This window comes from Streptomyces sp. NPDC126510 (genome assembly GCF_040302345.1).
Classification (GTDB): Bacteria; Actinomycetota; Actinomycetes; order Streptomycetales; family Streptomycetaceae; genus Streptomyces.
In genome coordinates this window covers 1-16,676 of the sequence record NZ_JBEORR010000039.1, presented here as the reverse complement: position 1 = coordinate 16,676, position 16,676 = coordinate 1, and the positions used below count along the sequence as shown (strand labels likewise).

Here is a 16,676-nt window from a genome sequence, read left to right as displayed (position 1 = left end):
GGCCCGGCACCCCTGAGGCCCGGCCCGGGTCCCCCCCCCCGTGACCGACCGCGATGCGCAGCGGCGCGCGGCAGCCGTGCGAGGCCGAGATCCCGGCTGCTCAGTCTGGGTGATCACCTGCGCCGTTCGGCCCCGCGCGGTCGCGGCCGCCCGTCACCAGGGAGAACCTGGACGAAGCCCAGCTGCCCGCTGTCAACGGGCCGACGCAGCTGCGGGACTGCACTCCAAGGGAGATCTCTTGACCGACGCCATGCCCCACCTCGACGAGGCCGGCGAGAACGACGACGTCGTGGCGCTGCTGAAGCAGCAGCACAACCACATCCGTGATCTCTTCGCCGAGGTCGAGAACGCGACTGCCGACGACCGGGCGGAGGCATTCCGCAGGCTCGTCCGCCTTCTGGCGGTCCACGAGACCGCCGAGGAGGAAGTGGTCCACCCCTCGGTCCGCCGTCTCCTGGAGGACGGTGAGCAGGTGGTCGACGACCGTCTCGAGGAGGAGAGGGCCGCGAAGGAGAAGCTGAGCCGGCTCGATGACATGGACCCCGACGACCCCGGGTTCATGCCCGCCTTGCGGGAACTGCGCGCGGACGTGCTCCAGCACGCGGCTTCGGAGGAACAGTACGAGTTCCCCGGGCTGCGCGAGAAGGCCGGAGCGCAGCAGCTTGCCATGATGGCCACGGCTGTCCGTGCTGCCGAGGCCATGGCGCCCACCCGCCCGCATCCGGGAGTGGAGACGGCGGCGGAGAATGTCGCCGTCGGACCCGTGGCAGCCGTGATCGACCGGGCTCGTGACGCCGTCCGTAAGGCGATGGGCAAGGACAGCTGATCAGGTCGGAACAGAGTGGTCCACCCCGGCCCGCGCCTGAGCAGCTCAGCGTCGCGCCAGTCCCTGACACGGACGACAGCCGGCGGATCGGCATGACGTGAGCATCGGACATCGGGGAGATTGCGCCTGAGTGGGGGTACTCGCCGCGCACCGCGACGCGCTACGAGGGAGAAGGCCCCCACGACCACGCGCACGCGCATGGACATTCGAGGATGTGATCTTCCATGACGCTCCGGAGATCACTGTGGGCAGCCGCCGCGGGACTCACCGCGGGCGCGTTCGTCGCCCTACGGCGCTCGACGGCAGGTCCGGCCGCCGCGGACCGCTGGCTCACGGTGACGATCAACCGTTCACCTGCCGACATTCAGGCCGACAAGCTGCCGACGCCGCTGCAGGAGTACGGCGACAGGATCCGGACGCGGATCCGCCCCGCACCCGGCGACCGGGCCACCGAAGTGGCGGTGCGCTTGAAAGACGTGCCGTCGGATGCCTCCTCCGTGCCCGCACGGCTCACGGGCCAGGATCCGCGTCAGGATCTGCGCCGTTCCCTGCGTGAAGCGAAGGCGCTGCTGGAAGCGGGCAAGGTCTCGCGGTGCCCGAGTGCTCCACCCACTTCGCGGCAAACCATCACCCGCCGCCGCCGACGCCGAGCACTATTCCGCCCGGATGCCCCATGCTTCGATCGCTCGGTGGTGGCCCAGAGACTCACTTCTGAGACGGGCCCGTTGCAGCCCTGTCTCGTGACGCGGCTGCTGTCGCGTTCGGCGCCTTACCGGCGGAACCCCTGGAGACTGGTCTCGTACCCCCTTGGCGATCTTGAGGTCGGCGACTTGACGACTCCCTGTTATGTCAGCTCTTTCCCATGACCTTGCGGACGGCGTCTCTCGTGCGGTCCATGAGTGCGGCCACCGGACCGAGGGCCACGTTGGCGGTGGCCGACTCGGCACCGGGGTGCGGCCGGGTGGGAGCCATCGCCTCGGCGGCTTTGACGGCCTTGGCCATGGCGGCGAGGTTGGTGACGTCGGTGCTGCGGCGGATGTGAGCGAACTCGTAGCGTTCCTCCGCCCGTGCGTGCTCCTGCACCTCGGTGCGCAGCTGCATCAGCCGGGGCATGAACTTGGGGTCATCGGTGTCCATGTCGTCCAGGACCGCCAGCGTCTCCTTCGCCGACTTCTCCTCCGCCAGGCGATCCCTGACGACTTGCTCGCCACCCTCGACCGCCCTGCGGACGAAGGGGTGGACGACCTCTTCTTCGGCGGTCTCGTGCACGGCCAGCAGGCGTACGAGGCGACGGAAAGCGTCCCGGCGTTCCTCACCCCGGCTCTGCTCGACCTCGTCGAAGAGGTTGCGGATGTCGCCGTGCTGACGCATCAGCAGAGCCACTACATCGCCACGGCGGCGAGGCCCCGCCGAGCGACCGGGTGCGTAGCCCGCGCCGAGGGTCGTGAGATCCATCTGAGTATCCAGCAGTTCGCGCAGGTACTGCTTGTTCGGCTCGAAGGTGAGCACGTTGGGCAGCTCGGGCGCCAGGACTTCCTGCGGTTCGCGTCCGTCGTGGCGGCGCATCAGGTCGCATGCGGTGTGCAGGTGCTCCAGCTCCATGTTCAGGTGGAGCTCCCAGATCGCCTTCACCTTCGGGTCGCTTTCCTGCTCCATGAAGGAGTAATAGAGGTAGCACTCGTTGTACTCGTGGTTGACGAGCTGCTCCCACCACGTCTCGCCCGGGTCCACGAGGGACTCGTAGTGGGTGACGTGCTCCTCGTCGATGAGGCCGATCTCCTGGTAGAGCTGACGGGCGATCGGCTCCATGTAGGTGGGGCCGGTGTTCATGTAGAAGTTCATGGTCTGCTGCTCCGCCGACAAGATCGTCAGCGCGTGAAGCTTCGACAGGGGGTTCGTGGCGTCCTTGTCGTAGGGGTCGCGGACGTTGTCGACCGGATCGCGGTGGTGGTACCGGGTGGGCCGGCCCGGCATGACCTCGGTGAGGTTGTCGACGATCGACTCCGCCTTGCGGTGCTCGATCATCTCGTAGAGGTTGGCGTACCGGTACAGGTGGTCGAAGTCCTCCAGGACACCGAACTGGTACGCCTGCTTCAGATAGGGGTCCGGCTCCATGCGCGCGACCCATGCCGTGAGGTCCACGGCCACCTGCTCGTAGGCGATCGTCGTCTCCAGGACCGAGGAGACGCCCGGCAGCAGCCAGTTCACGACCTTCTGCTGCTGCGCCTCGATGTAGCGGGTCCGTGCCAGCTGCCCCTTGACCTCCGGGTCGGCCGTGTTCCGGGCGAGCTGGTGGCTGAAGAGGATCGCTTCCAAAGGGACCGCTCCCAGTAGGGACTCAGGAGTAGGCCCGTCACTGCTGCGGGGTCGGGGCCTCGATCAGGCCGGCCGACTGCGATTGCTGTGCCAGTCCAGTATCAGGACTGTGGCGTCGTCCTTGAGGTTGCCGTGGCAGGCGTCGAGCACCGCGGCGGTCAGGGTCCGGACGGCTTCTCGCGGGTGCAGCGCGCGGGTGTCGTAAATGACCGAGGCCAGGTCGACGGCCGCGGCACCGCGTTCCTGCATTCCGTCGGTGAGCAGGACCAGGCGGTCCCCGGGTCTCAGGAGCAGTTCCTGCAGGCGGTAGGTGGTGGGTGCCGCCACACCGAAGGGCAGGTTGACGGCGAGTTTCACCTCTTCGACGGCGTCGTCACGCAGCAGCAAGGGCCGGGGGTGGCCGGCGTTGACCAGTTCGCACAGCCCCGTTTCGAGGTCGACGCAGAGCAACTGTCCGGTGGCCAGGCCGCGGCTGTGGCTCAGCAGGGCCTCGTGGGCGTGGCTGGCCTGCTTGAGGGCGTCACAGCCGCTGCGACGTGCCCGCCGCAGCGCGCCGACCAGCAAGGTGGCCAACAGAGCAGAGTTCGTGTCGTGGCCCATGGCATCGGTGATCGACAGGTGCAGAGTGTCGCGGTCGAGCGTGTAGTCGTAGGTGTCGCCACCGATGTCGTCAGCCGGGATCAGTCCGGCGGCCAGAGTGAACTGGGCCGCCTCGCAGCAGGAGGCCGAGGGAAGCAACTGGTGCTGGATCTCCGCCGCCAGGCTGGTCTCGGTGGTGCGCCGGCCCTGGTGGTACAGATCGGTGAAGCGGCGGTCCGTCACGATGATGTAGGCCAGCGCGTGGGCCGCGTGGCGGACCTGGCGCAGCACGGTGTCGTCTGCGGACTGCAGGCTCACTTCCAGGACGCCGATGCAGTCGCCGCGGTTGGTGACGGGCGTGATGACGCGTCGTCCGCCCTGGCCGTCCGGTTCCACATTCTGGCGCTGGCTCTGCAGAACGCTGTCGTAGACGCTGCCCTGCAGATCGATCGGCTCGCCCGGGTCGGCGGCCTTGTCACCGGTCGCGGCGAGGCGTACCAGCCGCTGGCCGATGAGGTCGACGAAAAGGAAGGACACGGCCTCGGCACCGAACCGCTTCTGCAGGTCGTGTGCCACCACGTCGACGGACTCCCCGGGCGGGGCCGCTTCCGCAGCGGCCAGCAACTCGCCCAGTTCCAGATCTCCACCCTTCACAGCAACCTCCTGTCGGTTGCCGCACCTTCTTCCCCGAGTCTGCGCAGCCTCACATATTTTGCCCATTTTGCCTGGCCAGGGTGGCCTTTCAGATCGGTGCGAGCACGTCCCCCATCCGTCAGGCGGCGTTCGTGGGCGATCGTGCGGCCGGTGCGTCGGCGGACATGGGATGCGGAGGAAAAATCATCACGGGACAAGCCTTGGCGCCGTCCAGGTCGACGGAAGGCGGGATGGAAGCTCCCCGCGCACGCGACCTTCCGTCCGCGCGCGGGACGGCGTCCCGGGCGCCTCGCAGTCTGAGTGCCCGTCGGAGGCCGCCTCATCGGATCCGACGCCGCAGCGAGACCCTCAGGACTGACGAGGGTGCTCCGAGGGCCACCTCGGTCAGTGGCGTCCTGAGGGCGCAGGCAGGTCTGCGATGGTTACCCCGCCCCTGAGGGGTACCCGCCTTCACGTAATACACATAACGGGCAAATCGGAGGCCATAATGGCAACGCATCCCCGGTCGGACATGGAAACGCACCCCGACATCCTCGCCATGCGCAGTCGACACGAGATGGCCGAGCGTGTCGCGAGTACTCCGAGGGCGCAGGCCGTCGAGGCGATGGCCCTGATCACAGGCCTTTACCTGGCGGCCTCACCGTGGATCGCGGGTTTCAACGGCTTTTCCACCCTGTCCGTCAACAACTTGATCGTCGGCATCGCATACGCCGTGATCATGAGCGGTGGCTTTGGCCGGGCATACGAGCGCTCGCACAGCATGGCGTGGGCCGCTTGCGCACTCAGCGTGTGGACGATCTTTGCGCCCTGGGTTGTAGCAGGAGACGTCAGTACCACCAGGACCATAGTCAACAACATCATCGTCGGCGTGATCGCGCTCCTGCTGGCCATTATGGCGGCCGCAGCCGCCCGCCCGGTGGATCAGTCGTCCGGCGATCGCTCATCCCCGCCCAGGTGATCGAGCTCGATCCGGAGATCATGGCGCCTACCCCTACCCCTACCGCGCCACCGGGAGCCGCCCCGTTGTGAGTGCTCTGCCCTTCCTTTTCGCAGGACGGGAGCCGTCAGTGTGTACAGCCGGGCCACCCGTGACTCATCCGCCGGTTGCCGTCGTCCGGGGTCCACCGCGTCCTCCCGCCGTCCGAACAGGTGCCTGTGCAGGCCGGTGGCATGATCGTGCTTCTCGCCGGAAGGCGGCCGGCGTGTCGTGCGCCCCGGCTGAACTTGTGTCCCGGGTGAGCTCTTGCCTGGTCCAGGCCGGCTTCCAGCTGCTGGGCGACGCCGACAGTGGGATCCGGGGCTGCAGGTGACCGAGGTGTCTATGGGCGCTTCGTTCCGGGCCGGATGCTGGCGCGTTTTCGCTAGCGGCTTCCGTCATGCCGTTATAGCGTTGTGATCAGCAGTCGTGGTTCCGAAGTTCCGTTCGCCCGTGATCGCCATCACGGGCGTTCTTGCTGTTCAGCGCCTCTCCGGACCAGGGCGATCACCTCCCGGTCGCGCAGGGTGCGTGCCCGGTTTCCCTCATAGGAGACAGTCATGGCCAAGGGCACAGTGAAGTGGTTCAACAGCGAGAAGGGCTTCGGCTTCATCGAGCAGGAGGGCGGCGGCCCCGACGTCTTCGCCCACTACTCCAACATCGCCAGCCAGGGTTATCGCGAGCTGCAGGAGGGCCAGAAGGTGGAGTTCGACGTCACGCAGGGCCAGAAGGGCCCGCAGGCGGAGAATATCCGCCCCGCCTGATCGCGCGCCCCGGTAGGGGCCCGGCATCCCGGCTTCGGGACGCCGGGCCCTTACGGTCTGCCGCAGTGGTCAGCGGGCCAGAGCCGATCGGTGTCTCGCGTGCCCCAACGAGCCCAGTCCCAGAGGTCACCACACCAGCCAAGGAAGGAGGTCGAGCTTGCAGGAAGAACACGCCCAAGGGTGCCAGTGCCCCGCCGAGTCATGCTGCGCCAACGAGTGGCACCTGGGCACAGGACGGCGCGCGACCCCGCCGCCGCGTGCAAGAGGGCAGAGGGGCGCCCGATCCCTCGCCTTTCCTGCACGAGATCACCGTCCTAGCGGTGCCGCTGGCCGACCTGCGGGTCCCGTCTTGGCTGCCCGTCCCTCGCCTGACCGTTCCGTGAGGGAACGCGGAGGCGGTGGCCACCCGGCAGGACGAGGGTTGGGAACACAGCCCTAGGAGCTCTTCGCCTTCCCGGCTCGGCGAAGGGCCTCTCGTCCCGTGTGATCTTCACGTCGCACGGAGGGTGTCTTGGTGTCGCGGTAGGGGGCAGGCGTACAGAACGCCTTGCCCCTGTATGGAGACCAGCATGACGACCTCCCGCGTGCCGCGGCCCTTGCCCGACGGCACACGTGACGACGCCACGAACGCCCGCCTGGAGCAGGAGAACGCGCAGCTGCGGCGCGCCGTCGACTCCCATGCGACGGTCGACCAGGCCATCGGTGTTCTCACTGCGATCCACCGGCTTGCGCCGGCCGCCGGATTCGAGGTGCTGCGTGAGGTCTCCCAGCACACCAACACCAAGCTGCACACGGTGGCTGAGACCGTGATCGCCTGGGCGCTGGGGCGGCCGCTGCCGGGGCCGGTGGGTCAGGAACTGGGCGCGGCCGTGCTGCGGCGCTCCCGCCAGCAGAACGGCCCGGACGCGGAAGCCCGGTAGGACGCCGTGGCCGGGCGCCGCGCGAGTCAGGCGGTCAGGGCCTGCTCGATGGTGGGATGGCAGCCGATGACCTGGTCCAGGCCGACGAGTTCAAGGACCCGCACCACCGATGTCTGGGCGCCGGCGATACGCAGCCATCCTTGAGCGTCACTCATTGCCTGGTGGGCGCCGATGAGGACGTTGATGCCGCTGGAGTCCATGAAGGCCACGCCGCTGAGGTCCACCACGGTCCGCGGCATCGTCACGCTGCCGTAGGACAGCAGGGCCTCGGTGAGCTCGTTCTTGACGGTTTGGTCGATCTCGCCGCGCAGGGCGACCACCCGGACGCCGTCGACTGTGGTGCGGTCGATCGACAGGCCGGGCCGGGCTGCTCCGTGAGTGTCTGACACCGATTCCTCGACTGCGCTCGCTGATGGGGCTCAGGGCCCCCGACGCTGTGCGTTGGCAGCCTGCCCAGATACTACGGTGAACACCCGTTCGGGCCTTTGCGTAACCGAGCTCACGGGGCATGTGAGGGAAAGTCCGGGGTACGCGCAGGCGGGTGAACGGGGGAAATAGGGTGGATCCGGCGGAATCAGTCCCCGATGGTGAGGAAAGCGTGATGCCTGACGCCCCTCCGATACAGGACACCGTCGCCCTGGACGGCGACGATTCCTGCATCGCCGAGGCTCGCCACCGCGCGGTGGACTTCCTCGCCCGAGTGCAGGCTGAGCACGGCCTTCCGGTGTCCGCTCGTGCGATGGACCTGACGCAGCTGGTGGTCAGCGAGCTGGTCACCAACGCCCGCAAGTACGCTCCCGGGCCGGTGCTGATGAAGCTGCGCATCGCCGGGGACCTGGTGGAAGTGGTCGTGTGGGACAGCGACCCTGTGCTGCCGGTGGCCCGGGCCGCTGATGCGGGCAGAGTGGGCCAGCACGGCCTGGAGATCGTCATGGCCGTCGCCCAGGGCTTCGGGGTCCAGCGGGAGCCGGTCGGCAAACGCATCACCGCCCGCATCGCCCTGCCCGACGACCCGGGCGGGGACGTCACCGGACGCCGCCCTCACTAGCAGGCAGCGCTTCCGCCCTAATGCCTTGCATTACGGCCTGCAGTGAAGCGGTGGGCTGCAGGGGGGCCACGCCGGCTACGCCTCTCACACACCGTCGGTGTCCCAGTGCGTCGGGCGGGTCGACCCTTGGCTGCCCTTGCTACCCCGTGGGAGGGACCGCTTCGGCGAGCACCACCAGGCCATCGCCATCGGGTGTTTCGGTGACGGTGTGGCCGAGCTGGACCAGCAGCCCGGCTACTGCGGTGTGCACGATCACTTTCATGCTGTCGTCGCTTGCTGCCAGGCCTGCCTGGTCACGGGAGAGCGCGGTGAACCCGTCCGAGGCCGTCCAGCTGACCAAAGCGCCCGCGGGCACCTCGGTCACACGCAGCCCCGGAACTCCGCTGTCCGCGTCACCCAGCACGTGAAAGTCGGCCTGGTCCAGGCAAGAGCTCACCCGGGACACGAGCTCAGCCGGGGGGCACGACACACCGGTCGCCTGCCCACAAGAAGGACGATCATGCCATCAGGCTGCACGCGCGCCTGCCGGCACAGGCGCTGAGGATGTCAGCGGTCTGTACTGCTCCGTTCAGGTGATTTGCAGGGGAGGGACACGGCGTGCAGGCCCTGGGAAAGCGCCTCGTCGGCGGCCGGGGCGGGGTCGGCGTTGCCTCGGAGAGTGAAGTGTTCGGCCGCGGCATTGTGGAAGTGATCGGGGCAGAGCATGCGCTGCGTCTCGGTGCCGGTGTCGCAAGGGATGCCGCTGGGTGGAAGGTCCTCTTCGCAGCGGACACAAGGGCTGCCGAGTAGGTACATGAGCTCGGTCATGATCGTTCTTCTGTCGCGTGGAGGTGCAGCAGTGACCACGGTCGTCATGGCTCTTCCTCCCGTCGGTGATGAGCCCCTGGCGCTGTCGTGGTGGAGCGAGGCCGGCGACCCTGTGCAACAGGCCCGTCCTGCAGCGTCAGCCGCGAAGAGGGGCGAGGTTCACCGGTTCGTGGGTTGATGCGCGGCCGCTTTGAATGCCTCCGCGGTGCTGCCCTCGGCGTGCTGTCCCGGAACGTCGACGAAGCTGTAGGGCGGTAGCGGGCCGTTGACGCGGAGCTCCAGGTGCGGATGCTGCCGACGGACTTGATCGACCGCGGCCAAGAACTGTTCTGCTGAGCTGCTGTCGATGAGGAAGGAGAGGTTGGCCAGCCAGCCGGTGCTCGGCGGTCCGGCGCTGACCGCCTCAACCGCCGTCCCCAGTTCCTGCTGTAGCAGCTCGGCGTCTGCTGCTTCGCGCGCCTGAAGCGCGCCAGCCACCATCTCCCCGAGACGGACCTTGTCCTCATGCGCGCCGCCACCGGCTTCCCGGTGCGCTTTTGCCAGGGACCGGATCTCGTCGTTGCCCGCCACCACCAGGCGCAGCACGGCCTCTTCGTCGTGGCTGGCCTTGAGGTTGTACTCCGTCTTGCCGCCCAGCACCCGCAGCCGCTCCAGCAGGTGGTCCGCACGCTCGGCGAGCACGGTAGTCACCGCCGAATCGTCCGGCGAGATGCTTGCGAACCGTATCGGCAGGACCACGCCGCCTTCTCCGGCTGCGTCCAGCACTCGCTGGTGGGCCAGCAGGTCACGCCGCTTGGGCCGCAGCTCCTCGGGGGCGTCGCTGACGATCGCGGCCAGCTCGCCCTGGCGCAGGACACGCACCGGACGCGGCGGATCACCGACGCCGTCCACTTCCTCGGGGAGAGAAGGGTGCGAGGTATGGGTGATCCCGTAGACGTAGGTGCTCATGGCTATTCTTCCCGGCGGCGCTCGGGGCGGGCGCCCTGCTTCTGGCGCTCCTCATCACGGGCCTGCTGGAAGGCGTCGGAGATCGTCTCGGCGGCACCGGACAGTGCTCCCTTGGTCTTGCCGCTGGCGCCGGATTCGGTGAGCTTTCCGGTGAGTTCGGTCAGGCCGGCCGGCTTGCGCGGGCCCGCCTCCAGGTCGAGGCGGTTGCACGCCTCGGCGAAGCGCAGATAGGTGTCGACGCTGGCCACCACGACTCGTACGTCGATCTTGAGTATTTCGATGCCGACCAGGGAGACCCGCACGAACGCGTCGATCACCAGCCCCCGGTCCAAGACGAGCTCCAGGACGTCGTAGAGGCCACTGGAGCCTCCGCCGCCGCCCCCCTGCTGCGTTGCCACGGTCATGTCGACCAGCCCCTTGCCATCTCTGGGGTCCCGCCCGTGCGGGCCCTGTCCACGCGCGCACCCCAGTTCCCGTATGGAAGCCCAAGGTGTTCGCTCCCGCCGGTCACCATGGGCTTCCCAGCGGCGAGACATGCTTCCCGCAGCGAGTAGCCCCCGGCCATCATGGCCAAACACACGTGCGAGCAGCCGTGGAGCCGGCCATGGGTCTGGCCGCACGGTGATCACTCCCGGCCACGGTTGGTCGACACCTCTCGAGGTGCGTCCGCCAGCGTGGATCACGACCGATACGCTCACGCTCTGGAACAGCTGGTCGACGCCGTCGTTGCTGGAGACGAGCCGGCCGAACTGCCTCAGCCGGACCCTGCTGTCGATCTCATGGCCGCGCGGCACCACAGGCGTGGGGAGAGATGCCTTCGTGGGCCTCGTTGCATCGGGTGGTGCTCCGGGATCTGGATGCGGGCAGGGTCCTGCCGGGCCCGCGCACTGGTGCGCCGGGAGCGGGAGGAGCAGCAAGCACGGCAGGCCATGGCTGCCCGCGCCCTGGCCGGGCCGCGTGAGGGCGGCGCGTGACGGCACAGCCCGTCCTTGCCCGACGGTGGCGAGATCGGACGCGGGCAGTGTCTGCATGGTTCGTGCGGCGCTGCGGGGAGGGGACTGCGATCGGTGACGGGCCGCGGGGGCTTGCATCCCAACCCCACTGGGACGAATCACCACCTGCTTACAGAACCAGGCCGGTCTGCCGCCCGGATAGACTGCCCCGTCGGGAGGAGCTTTTCCTCTGCCTGTGCCGGGCCGGTCGGCAGGCGGCTTGATTGTGAAGGAGCCCGAGAGTGGATGCCCCACATGTGGTGGGCGGGCCCGCCCCGGCGCTGCCTGGGAGGGCCGCGTTGGAGGTGAGCCCGTTGCCCGGTCGTTCCGGGATACGTGCCCGTGGTGAGATCAGCGCCCTCACGCGCCCGTCGTGGGAGCAGGCCCTGTCCGAGCTGGCCCGGCGGCACGCGGGCGTGTCGTACGTGGAGCTGTCGGATGTGGCCTTCGTCGACGTGGCCGGGGTAACCGCGCTGGCGGTCACCGCCATGAACCTGCCCGACGGGAGGGTTGTGGTCGAGAATCCCCCGCCGCAGCTGCCGCGGGTTTTGGAGATGTTCTGGCCGGGCCTGGACCGGATCGAGGTGGCTCGGTGATGAGCACGGTGACCACCCGTGAGGCATTCGTGCACCCTGCCCTGTTCTACCGCACCGAGCAGGAGTACACGCAGCAGACGGTGGCCTTCCTGCGCGAGGGGCTGACCAACGGCGAGCCGATGGCCGTGGCGGTGCCCGGCCCCAACCTGGAGCTGATCAAGGCAGGTCTGGGCGGGGACGCCGAGGGCATCCTGTTCCTGGACATGACCGAGGCCGGCCGCAACCCGGGGCGGATCATCCCCAAGGTGCTGCGCGGATTCGCCGACGCCCACCCGAAGGGGCGTGTGCGGATCATCGGCGAGCCGATCTGGGCCGGGCGCAGCGCGGTGGAGTACCCGGCGTGCGCGCAGCACGAGGCGCTGATCAACGCCGCGTTCGAGGGCCGGGCGGTGACGATCCTGTGCCCCTACGACGAGGTGCGGCTGGATCCGCAGGTGATCGCTGATGCGCGGGTTACTCACCCGACCCTCATCAGCGGGGATGGACGTGAGTCGGTCAGCGACGCCTACGACTGGCAGGCGGTCGTCGACCGGTACAACCAGGCGCTTGTGCCTGCACCGGACGCCGCGGCCTTCTCCTACGGTGGTGAGGATCTTCCGGCGGTCCGTCAGTTCGCTCTCGCTCAGGCGATGCGGCTGGGCCTGGCCGGGGACCGGCTGATGGATGTGGAGCTGGCGGTCGCGGAGCTGACGACCAACAGCGTGGTCCACGGCGGAGGCCGCGGGACACTCGCGGTCTGGGCCGAGCAGGGGCAGCTGGTGTGTGAGGTCCGCGATGCGGGCCGGCTGGCCGATCCGCTGGCCGGCCGCCGCCCGCCGGCGCACGGCCAGCTGGGCGGCCGGGGCCTGATGCTGGTCCACTACGTGGCCGATCTTGTGCGCGTGCACACCGGCGACGACGGCACGGCCCTGCGCTTCTACCTCAGCTTGTGACAGCGCGCGTGGGCGGCCACCCTGTCTGAGTGGCCGCCCGCCCCACTTCTGCTTTCACGCCGCAACGATTGACGTTCCAGGCAGCGCCGGCCCCGGCCGGCCAGCGAGCGTCCACCAATCCTGAGTACGGCGGGGTCACTACGCTGGCGCAGCAGAATCGTCAGATCGCTAGATCAGGGCTACACGGCTCGCTGGCGGTAGGCAGCTGGAGTTGAGGAGTACGAGGGGGATCTGGGGGTCCCTTGGATACGTACGGTGATCACTGCGTGGGAGCGGCCGCCAGGTTCGGCTGGGGGTACCTCTGTGACGCGAAGGCACTGGTGGAGCAGAAAGGGGGAGCTTGTTGGTATATGGGGCAGGAGGAGGTTGAACCGCTCCGGGATCGGTGGAGGCTTTATGCGTTGACTCCAGCCGCCGGTTGAGACTGGTGTTGAGCGTAGTGGTTGGTCTCGAGCTCGTGCTGTCGCACCGCGACTTCCTCCACGGCATCGAACTGCTCGGCACCAAGGCGCTCCCCCAGATCCGCGCCGAACTCGGACAGCCGCAGGCGTAAGGGGGCGTGTGTGATGGAAGACGTGACGCCCGCCATGCTGCGAGCGCAGGCGGAAGAGGCGCTTCGGCCCGTCGCGCAGCGCCGGGTACGGCTCCTCGAAGAGCTCTTGGCCTGTGAGGCTGAGTTGAAACCGCTGGTGCGCAGGGCGGTGGAGGTCGAGATCAGCTATCGGCGCATCACTTCGCTGTCAGGTCTCTCTCGGCCAGGATCCGGTCATGGAGTCGTCCACTGAGTCCGCCGGAGAGAAGGGACACGGTGCCCTCACCGGACATGCAGCCGTAGGACGACGGCCCGGGCGAGTGCCTCCGTGTCGTGATGGCGGGTGAGGCGGGCTGGACAGCGGCACGAACATCAACGGTCGCAATGGCAGGTCACAGTCGAACGCTCTCGGCCTGCTGCCGGGCGGTAATGGTCACTGCTATCAACAGGGGCGCCCCGGCTGCCCCTTCCCGGCGTACGGCTACTACACCCACAGCATCATCGAGCACCGTCGCGTCACCGGACCTGATATCGGCGATCGCCAAGCGCAGCGACGGCCGGAAGGGCTTCGTCGCGCTGCCGAAACGGCGGATAGTCGATTTGTTCCTGACCTTGACCAGCGCCGACTCGGCTGCCACATTAAGTGTGCGTTCCACAATTCAGCACAGCGTGCCACATTCTGGCACGTTGAGCCTTTAGGGGGCACGTTCGTGGCAGTCTCGGTATGTCCCGGTGGGCGGGCTCCTGGTCGCCCAACGGGTGTGTCAGCCGCCTTCGTCGGCGAGGCGCCCCCGTCCTGCGGCAGTGGGCCACCCTCAAGCCTGGCGCCCCGTCCGCTGGTCGCCGGGGTACACAGCGGGACCGGGTTAGTTGTCAGCGTCCGCCTTCGATGGGACGCACCGGCCGACGCCTGAGTCCGGGCCGGCCTCCTGATCCGCGTCGTTCACGACGCCATCCGCATATCGGCACGTCATTCGTCCTCACCGGGGACGTGCTCGCCTGTATCGCCAAGGCGATTCACACCCACCCGATGAACAACAGCGCACAAGGCCCGGAGACATGTCCAGCTTGACTCACCTGACCAGCCCGTTCCAGCTCGGAAACCTCACCGTGCGGAATCGCATCGTGAGCACACCGCACACCACACGCTTCCCGCGAGATGGCTACATCACCGACGACTACATCGACTACTACAGAGAGAAGGCGCGCGGCGGCGCCGGCCTGCTCCAGTGCTTCGGCAGCATGACCGTGCACCCCTCCTCCCCCTATCAGGACTGGGGCACCGTCAAGAACTGGGACGACTCCTCGCTGCCGAGCTTCGAGAAGTTCGCCGCGGAGATGCACCGCTGGGGTGCGAAGGTGATGGCGCAGATAACGCACCGCGGCCGCCGTGGCAACGGATCGGTGACGGAGCAGGCGTTGGTGGCGCCCTCCCCCGTTCCAGAGAAGGTCAGCCGTACGGTGCCGAGAGCCCTGCGGGTCGACGAGATCAGGGAGATCGTGGCGGCGTACGCCGCGGCCGCCCGCCGCCTGCAGCGTGCCGGGTTCGACGGCGCGGAGATCTCCGGCTACGCCAGGCACCTCATCGACCAGTTCTGGTCGCCGGAGATCAACCAGCGTGACGACGAGTACGGGGGTTCGTTCGTCAACCGGATGCGTTTCGGTGTCGAGGTCATCGAATCCGTGCGGGAAGCCGTCGGCAGTGGTTTCGTCGTCGGTCTGCGGATCAGCGGCGACGAGCTGATTCCGGGGGGCAGGGGGATCGACGGTGCCAAGGAGATCGTCGCCTACCTCGACCAGCTCGGCTGTCTCGACTACTTCAGCGTGGCGGGCGCGACGGGGGAGCCGGTGAGCATCGGAAGCAAGGTGATCCCCGCGTTCGACGCTCCTCAGGGCGTGTACGCCCAGTACGCCGCCGAGGTGAGGAAGGCGACCGACCGGCCGGTGCTCTACACGGGCAGGGTGAGCGACCCCGCGTTCGCCGACGGTCTCATCGCCGACGGCATCTGCGACCTGGTGGGCATGACCAGAGCGCTGATCGCGGACCCGCATCTGCCGAACAAGGTAGCCGCGGGTGCCCTCCAGGACGTCAAGCCATGCGTCGCGATGCAGCAGGGGTGCGTCGGCCGCGGGCCACAGGGCCTGTACACCGGCTGCACGCACAACCCCGTCATCGGACGCGAGAAGGAACTCAGGGACATCGCACCCGCCCGGGCGTCCCGTCGGGTCGTCGTCATCGGCGGCGGGCCCGGCGGACTGGAGGCCGCACGGGTGGCGAGTTCGCGGGGTCACCAGGTGACCCTGCTGGAGGCCCGGCCGTTCCTCGGCGGGCGCGTGACCATCAGCTCTCGTGCGCCCATGCGTCCTGAGTGGGGCCAGTCGATCGACTGGCTGGTGCGCCAGGCGCACCAAGCCGGCGTCGAAGTGCGTACGGGCGTCGAAGCCGACGCGACCGTCGTCGCCGAGCTCGAGCCCGACGCCGTCGTCGTCGCGACCGGCAGCACACCGCACATCCCACAGCTCCCGGGCGCTGACCTGCCGGGGGTGACCAGCGCCGAGGACGTGTTCGCCCACCCCCCGCAGCTGGACACGGCTGCATCCTGCCTCGTGGTCGACCTCATCGGGAACGCCGAGGCCGGCCTGGCAGCACACGCACTGGCCGTCGCCGGACACCGGGTGAGCATCCTCACCCCGTATCACATGATCGCCGAGATGGAAGAGAAGTCCACCCGGGAACCGGTGTACGACAACCTCTGCCGGGCGGGCGTGGAGATCATCACCGATCAGGATGTCGTCGCCATCCGGCCGGGCGACTCGCTCACTGTGGACCTCGAGCAGGTCTACACGAGGCACTCCACCGGCATCGAAGGACTGGAACTGGTCGTCTTCAGCGACGGGGCACGGCCGCGCGACGGTCTGTACCAGCAACTGAAGACGGGGCCGTGGGAAACCCATCTTGTCGGAGACGCAGTGGCTCCACGGGGCATCCTCGACGCGATGCTGGAGGCGACCAGGGTTGCGCGCCGGCTGTGACATGTGCTCGTCCGGGGCGTCACGGCGAACCAGCAGACCCTGCGCCCTGCGCGTGCTGGTAGAACAACTGTGGCCCGCGGCAGGCCATGGTCGACAGCAGCACCTCCCCGCAATCCGGCGGGCGCGGGGCCGCCGGCCGGGTCAACGTGGCCATCGTCCTGGCGACACCGCCTTCCGCGTGCTGGACTGTCGAACGGAGAGGCGGCCGCAGAGACCAGGTATTGGAACGGCACCGACCAGCAGCACCCGCTTCTGGCCGTCCTCCGAACCGACCTGCGCGTGCGCGGCCCCGAAGGAGAGGAGGGCGTCGAGCGCGACACCCTGATCCTCCAGGCAGGGGACGCAAGATCGCCTCGCCCAACCGCAGACCGGACAGGCCGGCCTGACCTACACCCGCGGCGTTCATGGCGAAGGGGACGTTGCGGCCAAGCCGTCGCTGAACTCCGTCGCCACGACCCCCGGGCAGGCCACCTGGGTGCGGACATCGGTGCCCACGAGCTCGGGCGCAGGCCCCAGCCGCGGCGCGGCGGCATGTTGGCGGCCACCTTGTGGGGGTTGTACGGCGGTCGCTCGGCCCGGTGCCGCGGCGTCCTGCTCCCGCGACACCGGCCCGTGCCATGCCGGGTCAGCCGACGTCGAGCACGATCTTGCCCCGGATGCGCCGGGTCTGGCTGAGGCGGAACGCCTCGGCCGCCTCGGCCAGGGGCAGGACGCGATCGACGTGGACCGTGAGCTTGCCGGCGTCGGCGAGCG

Annotated in this window: 19 protein-coding genes and 1 pseudogene; 10 read left to right on the top strand and 10 right to left on the bottom strand. The window is 68.5% G+C overall.

All coding sequences use genetic code 11. From position 1 onward, the window contains the following. Nucleotides 1–250: 250 nt before the first annotated feature. Together ABTX60_RS36800 and ABTX60_RS36795 are read left to right on the top strand one after the other, a co-directional pair. Entirely contained in the window at nt 251–826 is a 576-nt protein-coding gene (locus ABTX60_RS36800; protein ID WP_502992471.1) for a hemerythrin domain-containing protein, read from the top strand. A 224-nt stretch (nt 827–1,050) separates the two neighbouring features. Beyond that, nucleotides 1,051–1,692 (top strand): hypothetical protein, encoded by a 642-nt coding sequence (locus ABTX60_RS36795; protein WP_352101342.1) that lies wholly within the window; start codon nt 1,051–1,053, stop codon nt 1,690–1,692. Here the strand turns inward: ABTX60_RS36795 and ABTX60_RS36790 are convergent. The 3 genes and pseudogenes from ABTX60_RS36790 to ABTX60_RS36780 form a co-directional block, all read right to left on the bottom strand. Beyond that, nucleotides 1,676–2,209 (bottom strand): hemerythrin domain-containing protein, encoded by a 534-nt coding sequence (locus ABTX60_RS36790; protein ID WP_352101400.1) that lies wholly within the window; start codon nt 2,207–2,209, stop codon nt 1,676–1,678. The genes ABTX60_RS36795 and ABTX60_RS36790 overlap by 17 nt on opposite strands. A gap of 42 nt (nt 2,210–2,251) precedes the next feature. Beyond that, nucleotides 2,252–3,142 (bottom strand): annotated as a pseudogene (locus ABTX60_RS36785) (hypothetical protein); the annotation flags it as partial. 63 nt (nt 3,143–3,205) lie between these two features. Next, nucleotides 3,206–4,375, bottom strand: coding sequence for a PP2C family protein-serine/threonine phosphatase (locus tag ABTX60_RS36780; protein WP_352101341.1), 1,170 nt, complete (start codon nt 4,373–4,375; stop codon nt 3,206–3,208). A gap of 487 nt (nt 4,376–4,862) precedes the next feature. Here ABTX60_RS36780 and ABTX60_RS36775 point away from each other — a divergent pair, with 487 nt between their 5' ends. From ABTX60_RS36775 to ABTX60_RS36765, 3 genes are all read left to right on the top strand, one after another. Next, nucleotides 4,863–5,333: an SPW repeat protein gene (locus ABTX60_RS36775; RefSeq protein WP_352101340.1), complete on the top strand. Its 471-nt coding sequence runs from the start codon at nt 4,863–4,865 to the stop codon at nt 5,331–5,333. A 578-nt stretch (nt 5,334–5,911) separates the two neighbouring features. Beyond that, nucleotides 5,912–6,115: a cold-shock protein gene (locus ABTX60_RS36770; protein WP_014670069.1), complete on the top strand. Its 204-nt coding sequence runs from the start codon at nt 5,912–5,914 to the stop codon at nt 6,113–6,115. Between the two features lie 569 nt (nt 6,116–6,684). Then, the gene (locus ABTX60_RS36765; RefSeq protein WP_352101339.1) at nt 6,685–7,035 is read left to right on the top strand and encodes an ANTAR domain-containing protein; all 351 of its coding nucleotides are present in this window, start codon (nt 6,685–6,687) and stop codon (nt 7,033–7,035) included. Between the two features lie 26 nt (nt 7,036–7,061). Here the strand turns inward: ABTX60_RS36765 and ABTX60_RS36760 are convergent, their stop codons facing one another. Next, a complete protein-coding gene (locus tag ABTX60_RS36760; RefSeq protein ID WP_352101338.1) occupies nt 7,062–7,424 on the bottom strand; it encodes an STAS domain-containing protein in 363 nt (120 codons plus the stop codon). 212 nt (nt 7,425–7,636) lie between these two features. Between ABTX60_RS36760 and ABTX60_RS36755 the strand changes: the two genes are divergently transcribed. Continuing rightward, the gene (locus ABTX60_RS36755; protein ID WP_352101337.1) at nt 7,637–8,083 is read left to right on the top strand and encodes an ATP-binding protein; all 447 of its coding nucleotides are present in this window, start codon (nt 7,637–7,639) and stop codon (nt 8,081–8,083) included. A gap of 139 nt (nt 8,084–8,222) precedes the next feature. On the opposite strand, the gene ABTX60_RS36750 is transcribed toward ABTX60_RS36755, so the two are convergent. The 4 genes from ABTX60_RS36750 to ABTX60_RS36735 all read right to left on the bottom strand — a co-directional run bounded on the left by ABTX60_RS36750 (nt 8,223) and on the right by ABTX60_RS36735 (nt 10,242). Continuing rightward, complete coding sequence (locus tag ABTX60_RS36750; protein WP_352101336.1) at nt 8,223–8,447, bottom strand: hypothetical protein; 225 nt, start codon at nt 8,445–8,447, stop codon at nt 8,223–8,225. 182 nt (nt 8,448–8,629) lie between these two features. After that, entirely contained in the window at nt 8,630–8,938 is a 309-nt protein-coding gene (locus ABTX60_RS36745; protein WP_352101335.1) for a hypothetical protein, read from the bottom strand. Nucleotides 8,939–9,049: 111 nt separating this feature from the next. Next, the gene (locus ABTX60_RS36740) at nt 9,050–9,838 is read right to left on the bottom strand and encodes a GvpL/GvpF family gas vesicle protein (protein ID WP_352101334.1); all 789 of its coding nucleotides are present in this window, start codon (nt 9,836–9,838) and stop codon (nt 9,050–9,052) included. 2 nt (nt 9,839–9,840) lie between these two features. After that, nucleotides 9,841–10,242, bottom strand: a complete 402-nt coding sequence (locus ABTX60_RS36735) for a gas vesicle structural protein GvpA (RefSeq protein ID WP_352101333.1) — start codon at nt 10,240–10,242, stop codon at nt 9,841–9,843. 893 nt (nt 10,243–11,135) lie between these two features. Between ABTX60_RS36735 and ABTX60_RS36730 the strand changes: the two genes are divergently transcribed. The 3 genes from ABTX60_RS36730 (at nt 11,136) to ABTX60_RS36720 (ending at nt 13,143) form a co-directional block, all read left to right on the top strand. Further along, nucleotides 11,136–11,426, top strand: a complete 291-nt coding sequence (locus ABTX60_RS36730) for an STAS domain-containing protein (protein WP_352101399.1) — start codon at nt 11,136–11,138, stop codon at nt 11,424–11,426. Beyond that, on the top strand, nt 11,426–12,358 hold the full coding sequence (locus ABTX60_RS36725) for an anti-sigma factor RsbA family regulatory protein (protein ID WP_352101332.1): 933 nt from the start codon (nt 11,426–11,428) through the stop codon (nt 12,356–12,358). Before ABTX60_RS36730 ends, ABTX60_RS36725 begins: the two co-directional genes overlap by 1 nt. 566 nt (nt 12,359–12,924) lie before the next feature. Next, on the top strand, nt 12,925–13,143 hold the full coding sequence (locus ABTX60_RS36720) for a hypothetical protein (RefSeq protein WP_352101331.1): 219 nt from the start codon (nt 12,925–12,927) through the stop codon (nt 13,141–13,143). Nucleotides 13,144–13,282: 139 nt separating this feature from the next. On the opposite strand, the gene ABTX60_RS36715 is transcribed toward ABTX60_RS36720, so the two are convergent. Continuing rightward, nucleotides 13,283–13,546 carry a hypothetical protein gene (locus tag ABTX60_RS36715; protein WP_352101330.1) on the bottom strand — a complete coding sequence of 88 codons (264 nt, stop codon included), beginning with the start codon at nt 13,544–13,546 and terminating at the stop codon, nt 13,283–13,285. 403 nt (nt 13,547–13,949) lie between these two features. Between ABTX60_RS36715 and ABTX60_RS36710 the strand changes: the two genes are divergently transcribed. Beyond that, nucleotides 13,950–15,923: an oxidoreductase gene (locus ABTX60_RS36710; protein ID WP_352101329.1), complete on the top strand. Its 1,974-nt coding sequence runs from the start codon at nt 13,950–13,952 to the stop codon at nt 15,921–15,923. A gap of 625 nt (nt 15,924–16,548) precedes the next feature. Here ABTX60_RS36710 and ABTX60_RS36705 read toward each other — a convergent pair. Next, on the bottom strand, nt 16,549–16,676 hold a 128-nt coding region (locus tag ABTX60_RS36705; protein ID WP_352101398.1), incomplete at its 5' end, for a zinc-binding dehydrogenase.

Bases quoted from the DNA above. Each gene is read 5' to 3' on its own strand.
- ABTX60_RS36800 (WP_502992471.1), top strand. From the start codon at position 251: ATGCCCCACCTCGACGAGGCCGGCGAGAACGACGACGTCGTGGCGCTG.
- ABTX60_RS36795 (WP_352101342.1), top strand. From the start codon at position 1,051: ATGACGCTCCGGAGATCACTGTGGGCAGCCGCCGCGGGACTCACCGCG.
- ABTX60_RS36775 (WP_352101340.1), top strand. From the start codon at position 4,863: ATGGCAACGCATCCCCGGTCGGACATGGAAACGCACCCCGACATCCTC.
- ABTX60_RS36755 (WP_352101337.1), top strand. From the start codon at position 7,637: ATGCCTGACGCCCCTCCGATACAGGACACCGTCGCCCTGGACGGCGAC.
- ABTX60_RS36740 (WP_352101334.1), bottom strand. From the start codon at position 9,838: ATGAGCACCTACGTCTACGGGATCACCCATACCTCGCACCCTTCTCTC.
- ABTX60_RS36720 (WP_352101331.1), top strand. From the start codon at position 12,925: ATGGAAGACGTGACGCCCGCCATGCTGCGAGCGCAGGCGGAAGAGGCG.
- ABTX60_RS36735 (WP_352101333.1), bottom strand. From the start codon at position 10,242: ATGACCGTGGCAACGCAGCAGGGGGGCGGCGGCGGAGGCTCCAGTGGC.
- ABTX60_RS36725 (WP_352101332.1), top strand. From the start codon at position 11,426: ATGAGCACGGTGACCACCCGTGAGGCATTCGTGCACCCTGCCCTGTTC.
- ABTX60_RS36710 (WP_352101329.1), top strand. From the start codon at position 13,950: ATGTCCAGCTTGACTCACCTGACCAGCCCGTTCCAGCTCGGAAACCTC.
- ABTX60_RS36770 (WP_014670069.1), top strand. From the start codon at position 5,912: ATGGCCAAGGGCACAGTGAAGTGGTTCAACAGCGAGAAGGGCTTCGGC.
- ABTX60_RS36765 (WP_352101339.1), top strand. From the start codon at position 6,685: ATGACGACCTCCCGCGTGCCGCGGCCCTTGCCCGACGGCACACGTGAC.
- ABTX60_RS36745 (WP_352101335.1), bottom strand. From the start codon at position 8,938: ATGACGACCGTGGTCACTGCTGCACCTCCACGCGACAGAAGAACGATC.